Genomic DNA, 14,727 nt, shown 5'->3' on the forward strand with positions numbered 1-14,727 from the left:
ATTACTGTGCTCGCAGAGCAATCATGGGGTCGATGCTGCTGGCGCGCCGTGCCGGTACAAGACTGGCAAGCAGGGCAGCGATGGCAAGCACTGCGCACGAGCACAGGAGCGTGGGAACGTCGTAGGCGTTCACGCCGAAGAGTTGTGACTTCAGCAGGTAGCCGGCAAGCAGCGCGGCGGGCACGCCCACCAGGAGTCCGACGGCCGTTTGCAGCAGAGCTCCGCGTACGACCATGCCGAGGATCGTGTTGCGGCTTGCGCCCAGGGCCATGCGCACGCCGATCTCAGACACCCTCTGATTGACCGCGTAAGAGGTAACGCCGTACAGGCCTATGGCCGCGAGAGCGAGGGCCAAGAGGCCGAAGGTGCCGGTGAGTCGGGTCACCATGCGTTGGTCGTTCAATTGCATTGCAACCTGACCGTCCAAGGATCGGTAATCTGTGAGTGCCAGGTTCGAATCGACGTCGTGAAAGGCCCGGCGTACCTGCTGTTCCAGGCCTTCCTGCGCTCCAGGAGCTACTCGCAGCAGCACAGCGTGCGGCGCCAGGGAGTACTTCTCGCCCATGTCCTTCGGATCGGCGTTGAGGTCGGGCTGCAACATGGAGCGGAAGAACATGGCGCGAGGTTCTGCCGACGGCTGCTGGAAGCGTGCGTCGCCGACCACGCCCACGATGGTGTACTTGGGCTTATGTGCTTCCGTGCCGAAGCGCTTCCCGATCGGGTCTTCGTTGGGCAGGAACTTGCGGACGAACTTCTGGTTCACAACTACGGTCAGCGGTGTGTTTGCGCGATCTGTCTGTTGAAAGTCGCGGCCGCGCAGCAGTGGCTGGCCTACGGTTGCGAAAAAGCCAGGGCTGACACGGTCCCATGAGGCGCCAATGTCGTCGTGCAGAGTCGGGTCGGGCCGTCCCTCGATGAAGACGCCTTCACCCCAGTTGTTGCCCTCAAGCGGACTGTAATTGGCGAAAGCAATACTCTGGACACCCGGGATGGCGGTGAGCCGAGTTTCTAGCGAGCGCATCAGGCCTTCCATGCGATCGTCGGTGTAACCGCTGGCGTTCGGATCCAGGTGCAGAACGATGCGATCGGCGGTCTCCAGTCCGAAGTGCTGGTGCTGCAGGTTCATCAGGCTGCGCGTAAGCAGGACTGCCACGGTGAGCAGCACGACAGAAAGCATCGCCTGGACAACGAGGAAGACGCGCTGCGTCAGCGTCGCTCCACCACCTGCGCTACGGTTCAGTCCGCGCAACGCGTCAACAGGCTGGCTGCGCATGGCGGACCAGGCCGGTGCGAGGCCGAAGAGAAGGCCCGTAAGCACCGCAAGCACCACCGTGAACAGCAGCACGGCAGGGGAAGGTGTGGCTGTGATTGGAAGCAGATGCGCTTCAGGAAAGGCGAGAGACAGCATGGCTCGTGCGCCGGCGTAGGCCAGCAGAATGCCTGCGATGCCGCCGGCGAGCGATAGCACGATGCTTTCCGTAAGCGCCTGCCGCAGGATCCGGGTGCGACCTGCGCCCACTGCAACTCGAATGCTGGTTTCCGCGCGTCTCGCCATGCCGCGGGCCAGCAACAGGTTGGCCAGGTTGGCACATGCAATCAGCAGTACCAGAGCGGCGATGGCCATGAGAAATCGCAGACCTTTGCGCGCATCGTTCTGGAAGCCTTGTTGCACCCCCGTCGCCGCAGAGACGAGTTCCGAGTGGACCTTGGGCAGCTCTTTAGCGGCTTCCGGCTTCTGGTAGTCCTTCAACGTGGCGAGCTGGTTGCGCAGTACGGAGTCCAGCTTGCGCTGCAACTGCGGAATTGCGGTTCCGGGCTTAACGCGGCCGACGATGTAGAGCCATCGAAGATCGCGGTTCTTCGACACGTGTATCGCAGTCATCGTGTCCTCTGCCGACAGAGGCATGTAGAATGCCGGCGGGTTATCGATGATCCGGTCGCCGAAGAACTCCTGCGGCGCGACACCTACAACGGTGACGGGATGGGAGTCGAGAAAGAAGGTGGCGCCTACGACAGACGGATCGGCGCCGAACTGGTTCTTCCAGATGGGATAGCTGATGACCGCCACGGGCGGCGCGCCTTCTTGATCGTCAGCATCCTGCAGCAAGCGGCCAAGCGTCGGCTGTACGCCGAAGGTTTCGAAGTAATTGCCAGAGACGAAGTAGCCGCGGAGTTTCTGCGCTGCTTCATTGCTGCCCGCACGTTTGGCGAGGCCTGTGCCGTTGCCCATGCCCGACTGCATTGCGGCCAGATGCTGGAACTCGGGTAGGTTCGTGCGCAATGCCCGATAGGTTTCGGTCGAGAAGTCGGAGTAGACGTGGTTGTCTTCCAGACCGCCGTCGATGCAGCACGCGTCGCCGCTGCCCACGCGATACAACTGGTTCGGCTCGGTCACTGGCAGGTTGCGCAGAATCATGGCATGCGCCAGGGTGAAGATGGCTGTATTCGCGCCAATGCCAAGAGCGATGGTGATGATGGCCGTAATCGCAAAACCGGGAGAACGGCGGAGCTGCCGCAAGGCGTACCGCACGTCTTGCCCTACTGTGCTGATCGAATCGAAGCCACTCATCGTTTCCTCCGTTGCACCTGTTCTGTTGCGCGTCTGTCAGTTCGCCGTAGCGGAGAAGGGAATGCCAGCTCGCTTGCGGACCACGCGGCCAAGGATTCGTAGGACCTGAGTTCCCGCTTTGCGAGAGTTCCTGCAACGTACTGACATGAGGCAGACTGCGAACGCAGCAAGGTGAGCAGTGAAGCTTTCGGTTTGTGCCGATCAGGCGTTGGTTGGTGCTTCGTATCCCATCGCAGGAGCGTTGCGATATTCCGTGTCAGCTTCTGCGAGCAAACGGCGCAGCTCGCCCTCTGCTACCACCTTGCCGTCGAAGAGGTGGACCTGACGCTGGGCGTGTGCCGCGAAGCGCGGATCGTGGGTGACCATGCAGATGGTCGCGCCCTCACTGTGCAACTCGGCGAGGAGGCGCATCACAGCCTCGCCATTTTTCGAATCAAGATTGCCGGTGGGTTCGTCGGCGAGCAGGATGCTGGGTGATCCAGCCAGTGCACGCGCAACGGCAACACGCTGCTGTTGACCGCCGCTGAGTTGCGCTGGGTAGTGGCGCAGCCGGTGAGCCATGTTCACGCGCTCTAGTGCCTGCACCACGCGCTGCTTGCGGTCGGCTGCGGACATGCCTCCGCGATAGGTCAGCGGCAGCTCGACATTTTCAAACACGGTTAGATCCCCGATGAGGTTAAAGCTCTGAAAGATGAAGCCGATCTCCTGGTTGCGGATGCGCGAGCGCTCGGCGAAGTTCAGGCCCGCCACTTCCTTGCCGTTCAGCGTGTATGTGCCTTCGGAAGGCGTATCCAGCAGCCCAAGGATGGACAGCAGCGTCGATTTGCCGCAGCCCGATGGCCCGCTCATCGCTACATACTCGCCGCGCGCAATGTTCAGGTGAACTCCGCTGAGCGCGTGCGTTTCAATCTCGTCGGTGTAGAAGACCTTGGTCAGGCCGCTGATGTGGATCAGGTTTTCGGTTGGGTTTGCACTCATCGTTTCAATCTCCGCTGGCTTGCTGTTTGACTGATTTGCTCTACGGCTGGCCGCTATTGCTCGATCCGCACGCTGTCGTTGCTGTCCCACTTGCTCATGTCGCTCAGGATGACGGTGTCCCCCTGCTGCAGTCCCCCGAGCACCTGAATTGAGTTGACCGAAGCGCGGCCGACCTGTACCGGCACCCTCTGCGCGAACTTGCCATCCGAAGACAGCTTGAACAGGCTGAGTGTGCTGTTTTCGTTGCCCTGGGCCGGCCGGCCTACGTACAGCACGTCGCTCAGCCGGTCTAGATCGATCGTTCCGTCCACGCTCAGGTCGGGCCGTGCGCCTTGGGGCAATGCTCCTTCTAACGCAACATCGACGGTTACGGTTCCGTTCTGCACGGCGGGATCGACACGGCTGACCTTTCCGGCAATCACGCTGTTGTGCGTGTCGACCGCGGCAGGTTGACCGATCTGGATGTCTCGCGCCTGCGTTTCCGCAATCTTCAGCGACGCTTTTAACTGATCCGGCTGCACTACCTTGGCCAAGGTTGTGCCAACTGTTACGTGTTCGCCGACCTGGTGAGGCAGGTCGACCAGTACACCGTCGATGCCGGCGCGAACGCTTAACGCGTCCTGCTGCTTTTGCTTTAGTGCGAGCAGCGCCTGTGCCTGCTCCACCTTGGCCTGCTGCACGGCAACCTGAGTGCGAATGGCCTGCTGGTTCAGTTGCAGCCGCTTGCCTTCAATATCGTTGCGGACGCCGAGTTCATCGGCTTTCCCGCGACTCTCGTTGTATTTGAGGCCGCTGATCACGCCCAGCTTCAGCAGGCTGGCATCGGTCTGTGCCTGCAACTGCGCCTGCTTCTGATCCTGGCTGACTGTCGCAGCAGCGGCCCGCTGTGTCATGAGGTCGCTCTCGGCCTTGGCACGTGTGTTTTGCAGGTCTGCCTTCGCCGCCTGCAGTTGCAGTTGGGCGTCCATCAACTGCTGTTGTGTGGAGGGATCGACGAGGTCCATCACGATGGTGTCAGGGTGTACCAGCGCACCAGGCAGTACGCGGATGCGTACCACCGTGGCTTCGGTCTGGGCCGGGATCAGGCGGATGCGGTCTTCCCGCGGAACCAACGTACCAGGGCCGCGCACCTGCCGCAGGAGCATGCCGCGCTTGACGGTGTCGGTGAACAGGGGGCCGTCCACCGTAGGCACTGCCGGCTTAAGCCGGACGACGAAGAAGGCTAGCGCCGCGAGCACCACCGCTCCCACAGCAGCGAAGAGAATGGTTCGGCGTTGCCGTTTGCGCCTCAGATCGGGACGAGCGATATCCATGCGCCGGTTCTAGATGCACGCACCTGCCCAAACTCCCACTGAGAGAAACGCGTCAAAACGGCGCATTCTGGCGACAGGCCTCTTCTCCAGGTGTTCGTTTACGTTTTGCGTGTCCGATCCCGGACACATAGGATCGAGAAAATCTAGTCGTGACCTGGTTGAAGATGCATGAAGCGCTGGGCAGCTATGCCACGCGGCTGGACACGGCAATATCCCTTTGTCAATCTTCCACCCAGAACGCCGCTCTATCTGACTAGCCGTGCGCAGATGGGGAGAAAGCACCGAGATTAGAAAGCTCCACCTCGTGCCATTCGCATTGGACCCTAAGCCAAGTCACCACAGAGTCGATTCGCCGACGGCAGAGCAATCAGCAGGTCATGTTCGGATTTTGGTAGGTATCCGCGTTGTCCGCATCACTCCTGTCAAGACAGGCGAAATCCTTTTCGACAACAAGGGCGATCGGCTGCACGGCACCGGTTTCGACCTGCGCGTAGATACCCACCTGGTCGCTTGTGGCCCAGTGCAGGATCTGTTCTGCCGGAATGCTGACTAGAATCTCATTGCCCGTAAAACGAACCTCGGGGATGTTGGTTCCAACCGTCTGCTCAATCGCGTATGTAAACCGCGCAGAAGGATCCGGACCAAGGCATAGGGTTTCCTGGAGTCGCGCGCCCGTGTGCAGAGCTGCTACCTCCGAGCGCAGAACGCGCAAACGCAACGAATTCTTCGCCAGCCTCAATTTCATCTCAGGTCCTTCCGTACAGGGTGTGTCTCGACACGATCCGCTCCGTGGTAAATGTTAAAACTCTGTTCGCGGAGAAAGCCCACTAGAGTCACATCGAACTCGCGCGCAATCTCTACCGCCATGCTGGAAGGAGCCCCGACGGAAACCACCGCGGAAACGCCAGCCATAACACTCTTCTGCAACAGTTCGAAGCTCGCGCGCCCAGAAAGCAGCAGAATGCAATCACGGAGCGGAGTACGATCAGCGAGGAACTCTCTTCCGATGAGTTTGTCACAGGCATTGTGGCGTCCCACGTCTTCCCGCAACGCCAGCAACTGACCCTTCGCATCAAACAGCCCGCACGCATGAATCCCGCCAGTAGCTTCGAAAGCTTGTTGTCGAGCACGCAACAATGCGGGAAGCTGTTGAAGCGTTTCGGCCGATAGTGTGAGGCGATTAGGCGCGCGGGGAGGACATACGCTTCGGATTGCTAGAAGCGAAGCTTTGCCACAAATCCCGCAGCTTGAGGTGGTATAGAAGTTGCGCTCCAGCGATCCCAGATTGAACTGAACGGAAGGCTCGAGCGTGACCCGCAGAGTGTTCCGCGATGCGCGTGGTTCGTGCCCCTTTGAACCCTGCACGATCTGTATGCTCTCGATCTGTGCTGCGTCGGTGAGGATCCCTTCCGTCAGCAGAAAGCCAGCAACTAATTCCTGATCGTTCCCGGGTGTTCGCATTGTGACGGAGATAGATCGGGTGACGCGATCATCGCGAGGACCGTATCGGAGTTGCAGTTCCAGCGGTTCCTCGACCGCGATCACATCGTCACAGGCGATCAGATGACCGTTCTGCATTCGCGTGATGTCAGCCTTCTGAGTGGCCTGATCTCCCGAAACGGATTCAACGCTTACCATGACGCTCCACCGCGACGTCGCTGGAGCCGTTCCCATGTGATTGCGATTGCGATGGGAGGCCGGGCCGCATGGACAGTCTACGGCAGGTATAGCCAACGGGTTTGCCGGGCTCTGCCGCTTGGATCGAGGCTGCAAGATGCCAGCCTGCCTCGGTCTTGCATGATCGTGCGAGACCAAAATGCGGCACATTAGGGCATCTGCAATTGCGAACCAGACAGCATGCGGAGCAAACAGCGGCGTGGGGCTGGTTGAGACACCGCGCGGAACGCGTCCAGCTAGCCCGGTTCCGAAACTGTGCACTAAGTGGGAGATGGCTGGTAAGTGCAGCGCTCATTGACGGCCACGATGGGATTCGAACCCATGTTACCGCCGTGAAAGGGACCCGAGGGGCCGTAACCCATTGACTTCATTGGGCACGGTTGGCGCTTTACGGCACCCTTGGAGCCCTGAAGAAGCTTTATTGCACCCTTATTGAACCCACGTTCTCGGCGCGGAACGGGCTCTCCATCTGAGCCAAGAAACGAGCTATACTGAGCTGGAGAGGTGTTTGATATCGATGATCGAACCCCAATCCATTGCTGAGATCCTCGGGCTCGGACCTTCCATCCGGACCGTCAGTGAACTGGAGTCTGCCGTCTCGGCCGGGCTCCCGAAACGCTCCCTAGAAAAGCTGTCCACTCGTCTTTACGAGGATCGTCGTGTGGCGAACGCCTACAAGTTCAAGGTTGTGCCAGCGGCAACGTGGAAGCGGCGGACCAGGCGTCTCTCCGTAGACGAGAGCGAGCGGACCGAGAGGCTGGCGCGCGTGCTCGCACAAGCAGAGTACGCCTGGGATGATCGGGATCAAGCGCGCGAGTGGATGAACAAGCCACACCGCGAGCTCAATGACCGAACTCCCCTTGAAGTGGCTCGCACGGAGCTCGGCGCGCGCCGTGTCGAAGACCTGCTCGAGAAACTCTTCTACGGACTCCCCGTCTAGCGATGATCGCGTACCGGATCGCGGATGCGCGCCACCCGATCTTTGACGGAACCGGGGCCATGCTCCGGGGAGGCCGTTGGAACTCCATTGGTCAGCGCGTCATCTATGCCGCCGAAAGCTATGCCGGCGCGATGCTTGAAATCCTTGTGCACGCCAATCTGACGCTCCCTCCCAAGCATCATCAGGTCGTCCGGATCGCCATGCCGGAGAGTGTCGCGATCGAGACTCTATCGCCGTCTGCGCTGCCAGGTTGGGATGCCGAGGATGTGACTACGGCACGAGCTTTTGGTGATGCGTGGCTTCGGGAGGGTCGAACCGCAGTTCTCCGTGTGCCAAGCGTCGTCACCGAAGGACGCGAGTACAACATTCTCATTAACCAAGCCCATAGTGCCGCCAGATTGATCGAAGCTTCCGCTCCCGAACGGGTACGCTGGGACACTCGATTGTTTACACGTTGACCGTAGCGCGTATTTCGGGGGCGGCACCAAACCGGATTGAAAACACACCGAAGCTTCGAACCTGTGTCGATCGGAGGGTGGCGCCGGTGCCCTCACTTTATGCCGGTCCCAAACCTCGCAGAGCCGAAACCAGGGATGCCAATCTTAGCTAGTCGCAGAATGTATCCGGCCGCTCTCGGGCTTGTTGCCAGTTCCAGCGCATGATGAATAGCTGCTCTCTTTATCAATCAATAAAGCCGCCTATTGTGATTGATTGCTGGGGCGTCCTTAGGTCCTGCTCTCTTAACTCGGACTGCCCTCTTCACTCCCCGCTTCATAGATAGTAAGCGCTGTTGCGGAAAGAGACTGGCGTGCTTCCGGAGCAGTTCGTGCATCACGCGAACGCTGATGCGGGCGGCGAAACTGACCTCTCTGTCGAGCTTCACGTCCACGTCTGAAAGTCTGGCATCCGCAGAGGCTTCGCAGCCCATTTAACCGTTCGAATGGCTACGATCAGCGCAGTCGCAATCAGAATGGACGGCCCCAGCTTCGGCCAGTCTAGTCGGATGTCGTGACCCACAACTTTCATTGCTGAAGTATAGGCGAATACACGGCGAAGATGTAAAGATGAAAGCTGTGCGTCCGCTCGAGTCCGAGGAGATGGAGATGGACGAAGCCAATCCGAAAGTCGGCCACGTGAGGAATAATGGCCCTGAACTGCTGCGAGCTGAGCGTGCGGCGCAGAACGAAGAATTATCGTTTTGAGGCGAGAAAAGATCACTGACGATAAGGCGACTTGTCGTTACCAATTGCTAAGCTCAAAGGTCTTCTAACGACTGTTCGAAATCTCGAGGAGATAAGCCGTGGGATTGTCTAGCAGCAGCTTCCGCCTTGATTGAGCGAATTGACTGGCCACCGAAATGACTCCTGACGTTACAGTGACGAGCTCACCGAGATGTGTCCAGACCGTAGCGGGCAGTGCCTCGCGAACCGTCAACGCCGTGCCGATCATTGCCGCTGCAGAGATCACTTGGGTAGTATTAAGCGCAACCAAAGCCTGCAACTTCATTGCGTCTTTCAACTCTTTGTAATCATCCTCCATCGACTGCTTCAGTTCAGCTTTAGCGATCCCTTTGTCTCGCTCTGACATGCCTGACGTCATAACCGCCGCCTGCTTGCGTAAATGATCCGACAGCCTGTGACGCAGCTTCCTAAGTCGATATCCACTCTCCCTCTGTTCTTCGAGCCGCAGTGCGATGAGTGAATCGAGTGAGAACTGCCTTGGATCGATTATGTCCAGTGCGATCTGGGTAATAGACAGCTCAGCTTCACTTCTCGATGCGTCAGCAAAGAGACTTTGGACCGGCTCGTCAGACTTTAGCAAGTCGTTATCGATGAACAGGCCCGCCAAGCCCGCATACGTCTCACTTCTATCAGTGACACGGACAAGCGAATCTCCAGCGCAACAGTCTGCAAGGAGACTCATAAGTACTAAGCCCGTAGGTGCGGAAGTTGCGTAATGGCTAGGGCGCCTGCGGATCGGTTGAGCCATCCCCGATCTTTGAAGGAGATCCCAGGTCTTGTGGAGGATTTTGTGTTTGAAGAGTTCATGAACTTCTCTGTCAGCAGAGTGCGCGCGAAGATAAAACGCAGGAGGAAGGGGGCGCCGAATGAAATCTTCAACAAGACTATGTAAGCGTTCCTTCTCTTGCTCCGATGGGTAGAGCGTCTTTCCAACCAGATCGAACGCTTCTCTCTCCTGGTCGGGACCGTCTTCGATGCGATATCCCGGCCACGGTACGATTGTGTGAATCTCGTCCCAAAGTAGGAGCGACGACTTTAGCATCGATTCATTGCGAATCTTCGTATGTGGGTAGTAGAGGGCGCTGTACATGGTGTTCCCACTTTAGCCGAACCGCGAATTTTTGGTGCAAGGCTTCATGTTCTGCATCCATTCGGCTGGTCACCTGCCAACGACATGACTGCTCGAACTGGATGCAGGTGCTGCAGAGACTCAAATGGACTATCCGATGCGACCCCGCCCTTTCGGAGTTCAAGTCCTAATTAAACGCGGTTTTCGGAAATCATCGCGTCCATGCTTACCGTTGTGCCGCATCACTGACGACACGTCTACTTATCGGTATCGCGTATCGAGACTAGATGGTGACTTGGCGATTATGGACCCACTTAGAACGCTGGGTCTAATCTCCGCAGAGACGATCACGCGGAATCGATCCGACTGTTCCATTCGCCATAGGATCTGCGTACACTCCTAGCGAAATTGGTTAGCAAGCAGGGTCTATGTCATGCTTGCCGAATGGAATTTCTGACAGACGGAATTGGGGACTGCTTACTCAACACTCTGCGTAAGGCAACCCGGGTTCGCATCGCGAGCGCGTTCTTCTGCCCTGGTAGCGGGACTCTTGAACTGCTGAACGCCGTAAAACATTTAACGCTAGTTGTCTCGGAAGAGTTCACGATCAACGATCCGCACAAGCTGGAAACGTTGACGGCAGCGATAAAGCTATCGGTCCCACCAGATAGCGACGACGGCAAACTGCACGCAAAGGTGTTCATCGCGGATATGCCAAACGGCGATGCCTGGGTTCTCATCGGTTCTGCCAATCTGACAGAACAGGGACTGTTCTACAACCAGGAGGCATGCATCGCCTTGGACTCGGCCAGGCCCGAAGATCGCAGGCACATCACGGACGCGCAACATTGGTTTGAGCTTCTTGAGAAGCGCGCCAGGCCAATCAACATGATCCAGGCAAAGGCAATCTGGAAAACGCGCAGCCAGCAGCGTCTGAGCACCGTAGCCAAGTCAAACCAACCGGCCCCCTCATATTGGGCCATCAAGACGACGGAGGGCGGTAACACCCACTCGATTGAGCATTGGGATATGTTCGAACGCGAAAGCGTCATCGCTCTTGGATGGGAAGCGGTGGCGGTTGATCCGTCTGCCGTAGACGACGAGACACTCCAACAGGCTGTAGCTCAAGCCTTCCCGGACATGAAGCCGCGTTCCAGGAGCTTCGCTGCGCGAACACTTCGCAATTTCACTGCAATGCCCGTTGGATCACTCGTGATGATCTGCCATGGGTATTCGTCGACCGCGAAGGATCACAATCTTGTGAAGGTTTACGCTTTTGCGCGCGTCGCCGACGATCTCAAAGCCGTTCCCTTTGTCGCTGGGGAATGGCGGTTCAGGCGCCCCGTGATAATGCAGATTGTACACAAGACCTTGACCGTGGGGATGATGCGCAAGCTACTCGAGCTTGGCAGCTTTATGACGACGCTGCACGAGCTGGATCGTAGCGGCGTCGAAGCCGTGGCGCAGGAACTAGGGATACAGATTGGAGTGTAGAAGACGAATGGGCGTTTAATCCGGTCGAGGTAGCGGGATGCCGCCAGTGACACTATGGAAAAGACTATCGACCAGATCGTCGAGTCGGCGGTCGGCCAAAGCTTCCTTGGCAGCTCATTGTTCTAAACGCTCTTTGCGCGAACTGCAATCGCTGGTCCCGGCTTCAGTGCAGGCTAGGCATCCTTGAAAACGTTCCCGTCCGATCTAGCAGCGTTCGCCACTGCTGATAGTTCTTTGCTGACGCTGCTTTTTTTGAGCTACCAACGGAAGAAGACCGTGTGAATGTCTTCTGCGTTGAATCGGGCGTTCTTCGGCACGTCATCCAACTTCTTGAAAGTTTTCTCACTGACGAGAAAGGTTCTCGGATGCTCTTCTGATTGTGTTCGGTCCTCTGCGACCATATCAACGTATTCAGTTTGACCAAGCTTGCGAAACCAGATGTGCATAGAAATGATGTCACAGGTCGTCTAATCGAAGCATTGTCCGAGTGCTGGCACTCTATTCTTTTTGTGTATTCGCTGCCTGACTCTAGGCTGACCGAGTCCGTTCATCCAACCGCACCCATCGAGTGAATAGTAAGAAACGCCGTTCGCGGAAGTGTTCGCGTCCATGCTACCGCAGTGCCGCATCACCGACGACAAGCCGACGTGTCAGGAGCAGTTCGAGTCAATGAGTGCATTGGCGATTTGGCACTCATGCAGATCACAACTGACGAAAGGGCGTTTTCGGTACTAACCACTTCGCGCAAATGCTTTTCGCGCAAGTGCTTGATGAGCCCATCGGCCTGTTCGCGAATCAAGCCCGACGTACCTCGTCATCTTTCTCGTTAAACAGCTTTCGCAAATTGCGAACCCGAAGACCTATCACAACATCTCGCCATCGGCCGTGATGTCAGAGGCTCCTCTTGAATACGCAGGTTCTAGGCACTTTCCCTGGGGAAGTCTGTGGAGATGCTCAGTTCTTTCCACTCTTTCGCCGCTTCGATCTTTGCCAGGTCGTTCTTTTCGATGGCGTTGTAGGCATCGCTTCCGATGATGAGGCGGAAGGGCGGGTTCTGTTCAGACGCGATCCTTAAGAGAGCTGCGGCGGCGCGCTTAGGATCGCCGGGTTGCTTGCCATTGAAATCGCGTTGGAAGCGAGCCGTCTTGCCGACGGTTTCGTCGTACTCAGGTCGCCCTTCTTGAAGACTTGTGGAGGCACCAGCAAAATCTGTGCGGAATCCGCCGGGCTCAACAAGGGTCACCTTTACACCAAACGGCGCAACTTCCTTCGCCAGCGTCTCAGAGAATCCCTCCACGCCCCACTTCGCAGCAGCGTAGGGAGCACGACCGATTGGTCCGATGCGTCCAGCGATCGAGGTCACTTGGATAAAATGCCCGCCCTTCTGTTCGCGGAAATGCGGAAGTGCAGCCTTTGTCAAAATGATCGTCCCAAACAGATTTGTCTCAATCTGCTCCCGAAACTCGGCCAAGCTCGTGTCCTCGACAGGCGCGACATTGCCGTAACCTGCGTTGTTGACCAAGACATCAAGGCGACCGAATGCGGCGATCGTGCTCCGTACGGCTTCGTTTGCTTGTTCCTCGTTGGTCACGTCCAAGGCAATCGGGAGCACATCCTCGCCGTATGTCTTCTGCAGGTCTGCGAGATCACTGATCTTTCGAGCAGTAGCCGCCACCTTGTGACCTGCCTCAAGAGCAGCGATTGCAAATTCTCGTCCGAGACCTCGGGAACTTCCCGTAATAAGCCATACCAGTGACATACCGTTTGTGCCCCTTTTATCTGTAGCTCTTACACCAGCCGCTGACACCGTGATCGCCTGGATTCACCTTCGAACGCGATCTGCGCGAGAGCCGAGCGATCATTCTGTGCGGCGTCCGTTCTCTCGGCAGTCATGTTCACTCCCGACGTCCTATTGCTTAGACTGAGGCTTGGACTCCAAGGCCTCGACAGGCATGCGGGCTTGCGTTTGTTACGCCTGGTTGCTGGAAGTCACCACAGTCAATTCCAAGCTGCCCGCCTTGCCCGCGTACTCCATTGCGGGTTCCAGGTCCGGCAACGAGAAGACTTTCGGTTGGATCGGCTTCAGATCCAGTTGGCCGGATCGAACCAACGACAGAAGGGGCAGGTACGCCCCTCGGGGGTGCATGAAGTTCCCGATGATCTCCCAGTTGTTGAACATCAATTGAAGATAGTTGATTGGAATCGGAACGGCGCTGCTGCCCATGAGGACGATGCGCCCCCAGCGATAGAGTGAACCAAGGGCCGCTAACGTGGAATGTGGGTCCTTCGCGTTTCCAACTTGATCGAAAGCTAAATGGGCGCCGCCGTTGGCAGCGCTTCGCAGAGCCTCCGTGTCCTTCGTCACATCGCCAGTAAGGACGACGGGAATCACTCGATCGCCGCCAGCCTTAGCAAGCTTATCGAGCGTTTCCCTGCTGCGCCCAGCCGCGACCACGCGACTCGCCCCCATTGCAACGGCGACGAGAGTTGCGGCGCTCCCGTAAGCCCCACTGGCACCGTTGACCACCACCGTCTCTCCCGCTTGGAGTCTTCCCCGTGCCAATCCTCCAAACGGAACGATGCAGCGGGTGATGGCGGCCAGTTGCGGGGAGTCATAGTGATCAAGCCCGTCGATCGGCGTGACGACCTGAGCGGGTAGAAGAACGTACTCCGCAAGAGTGCCGTCCTTCCAAGAGCTTTGAAGGGCCTCTCCGATACCTCCCGGGGAAGTTACACCGATCAGAATCTGTCCTGGCTCCGGTACGTTCTCCCGTGCGACCAGGTGACTCGACGTTACGACTCGCTGGCCCTTCTTGAGGTGCCAGACATCAGCACCGACGGCCTCGACTGTTCCGATCGCATTGCCGCCGGGAGTGAAGTCTTCTGGGGCACGATAGGCGGGCAGCTTCCCCTCCACATAGGGCTTCAGATAAGACATCAGAGCTTGCGACTGGACACGAACCAGCACACTTCCGGGGCGAACATCCGGCATAGGAACGTCAACGAAAGTGAGTTTGCCGCCCAAGCGGTCAATCTTCCATGACTTCATCACGCGTTCTCCTTCTTCTTGGCAGGTTCGAAGTACTCGACTATCAGCCCATCGGGGTGACGAGCGGTGAGGTTTCTTCCGCCGGTGACAGTCTGCGGTCCGTGCAGGATCTCCGCCCCGTTGGTCTTGAGGCAGCTATAGCTTTCGTCGAGCGAGTCGACATAATAGACGGCGGTTACAAGGCGAAGCGTATCGAGAGTCTCTTGATCGGCACCGAGAAGGAGAACGCCCCCAACCTTTGCTGCGTCTACGTTCGTCTCGTCGATGTGAACCCGTCGTTCGCACGGAACTCCCTGAAGCGTTTCATAAAACTGGATCGCTGTTTCCCATTGGCTTCGCTCGGTGTAGATACGTATGGCTTGCTGCAGAACCCGCATGACGTGCTCCTCTCGAACGT

The 14,727-nt window shown here is 57.9% G+C and carries 12 protein-coding genes; 3 read left to right on the forward strand and 9 right to left on the reverse strand.

All coding sequences use genetic code 11. The annotated features are described in order from the left end of the window. Nucleotide 1: 1 nt before the first annotated feature. The 5 genes from OHL12_RS02650 to fdhD form a co-directional block, all read right to left on the reverse strand. Nucleotides 2-2,569, reverse strand: coding sequence for an ABC transporter permease (locus OHL12_RS02650; protein ID WP_263412293.1), 2,568 nt, complete (start codon nt 2,567-2,569; stop codon nt 2-4). A 201-nt stretch (nt 2,570-2,770) separates the two neighbouring features. Then, nucleotides 2,771-3,547, reverse strand: coding sequence for an ABC transporter ATP-binding protein (locus tag OHL12_RS02655; protein WP_263412294.1), 777 nt, complete (start codon nt 3,545-3,547; stop codon nt 2,771-2,773). A gap of 53 nt (nt 3,548-3,600) precedes the next feature. Then, the gene (locus OHL12_RS02660; protein WP_263412295.1) at nt 3,601-4,860 is read right to left on the reverse strand and encodes an efflux RND transporter periplasmic adaptor subunit; all 1,260 of its coding nucleotides are present in this window, start codon (nt 4,858-4,860) and stop codon (nt 3,601-3,603) included. A gap of 367 nt (nt 4,861-5,227) precedes the next feature. Continuing rightward, nucleotides 5,228-5,605: a DUF7009 family protein gene (locus OHL12_RS02665; protein ID WP_263412296.1), complete on the reverse strand. Its 378-nt coding sequence runs from the start codon at nt 5,603-5,605 to the stop codon at nt 5,228-5,230. After that, on the reverse strand, nt 5,602-6,498 hold the full coding sequence (gene fdhD / locus OHL12_RS02670; RefSeq protein ID WP_263412297.1) for a formate dehydrogenase accessory sulfurtransferase FdhD: 897 nt from the start codon (nt 6,496-6,498) through the stop codon (nt 5,602-5,604). Before fdhD ends, OHL12_RS02665 begins: the two co-directional genes overlap by 4 nt. Nucleotides 6,499-7,054: 556 nt before the next feature. Between fdhD and OHL12_RS02675 the strand changes: the two genes are divergently transcribed. Together OHL12_RS02675 and OHL12_RS02680 are read left to right on the forward strand one after the other, a co-directional pair. Next, nucleotides 7,055-7,477 carry an antitoxin Xre/MbcA/ParS toxin-binding domain-containing protein gene (locus OHL12_RS02675; RefSeq protein ID WP_263415054.1) on the forward strand — a complete coding sequence of 141 codons (423 nt, stop codon included), beginning with the start codon at nt 7,055-7,057 and terminating at the stop codon, nt 7,475-7,477. 2 nt (nt 7,478-7,479) lie between these two features. Beyond that, complete coding sequence (locus OHL12_RS02680; RefSeq protein WP_263412298.1) at nt 7,480-7,935, forward strand: RES family NAD+ phosphorylase; 456 nt, start codon at nt 7,480-7,482, stop codon at nt 7,933-7,935. Between the two features lie 808 nt (nt 7,936-8,743). On the opposite strand, the gene OHL12_RS02685 is transcribed toward OHL12_RS02680, so the two are convergent. Then, a complete protein-coding gene (locus tag OHL12_RS02685) occupies nt 8,744-9,808 on the reverse strand; it encodes a hypothetical protein (protein ID WP_263412299.1) in 1,065 nt (354 codons plus the stop codon). Between the two features lie 423 nt (nt 9,809-10,231). Here OHL12_RS02685 and OHL12_RS02690 point away from each other — a divergent pair, with 423 nt between their 5' ends. Then, nucleotides 10,232-11,281, forward strand: a complete 1,050-nt coding sequence (locus OHL12_RS02690; protein WP_263412300.1) for a phospholipase D-like domain-containing protein — start codon at nt 10,232-10,234, stop codon at nt 11,279-11,281. A gap of 919 nt (nt 11,282-12,200) precedes the next feature. Here OHL12_RS02690 and OHL12_RS02695 read toward each other — a convergent pair. The 3 genes from OHL12_RS02695 to OHL12_RS02705 form a co-directional block, all read right to left on the reverse strand. Further along, entirely contained in the window at nt 12,201-13,040 is an 840-nt protein-coding gene (locus OHL12_RS02695) for an oxidoreductase (protein WP_263412301.1), read from the reverse strand. A 210-nt stretch (nt 13,041-13,250) separates the two neighbouring features. Further along, the gene (locus OHL12_RS02700; RefSeq protein WP_263412302.1) at nt 13,251-14,330 is read right to left on the reverse strand and encodes a zinc-binding dehydrogenase; all 1,080 of its coding nucleotides are present in this window, start codon (nt 14,328-14,330) and stop codon (nt 13,251-13,253) included. Further along, nucleotides 14,330-14,707, reverse strand: a complete 378-nt coding sequence (locus OHL12_RS02705; RefSeq protein WP_263412303.1) for a VOC family protein — start codon at nt 14,705-14,707, stop codon at nt 14,330-14,332. The genes OHL12_RS02700 and OHL12_RS02705 overlap by 1 nt, the downstream gene beginning before the upstream one ends. Nucleotides 14,708-14,727: the final 20 nt, after the last annotated feature.

The organism is Terriglobus aquaticus (assembly GCF_025685415.1).
Classification (GTDB): Bacteria; Acidobacteriota; Terriglobia; order Terriglobales; family Acidobacteriaceae; genus Terriglobus; species Terriglobus aquaticus.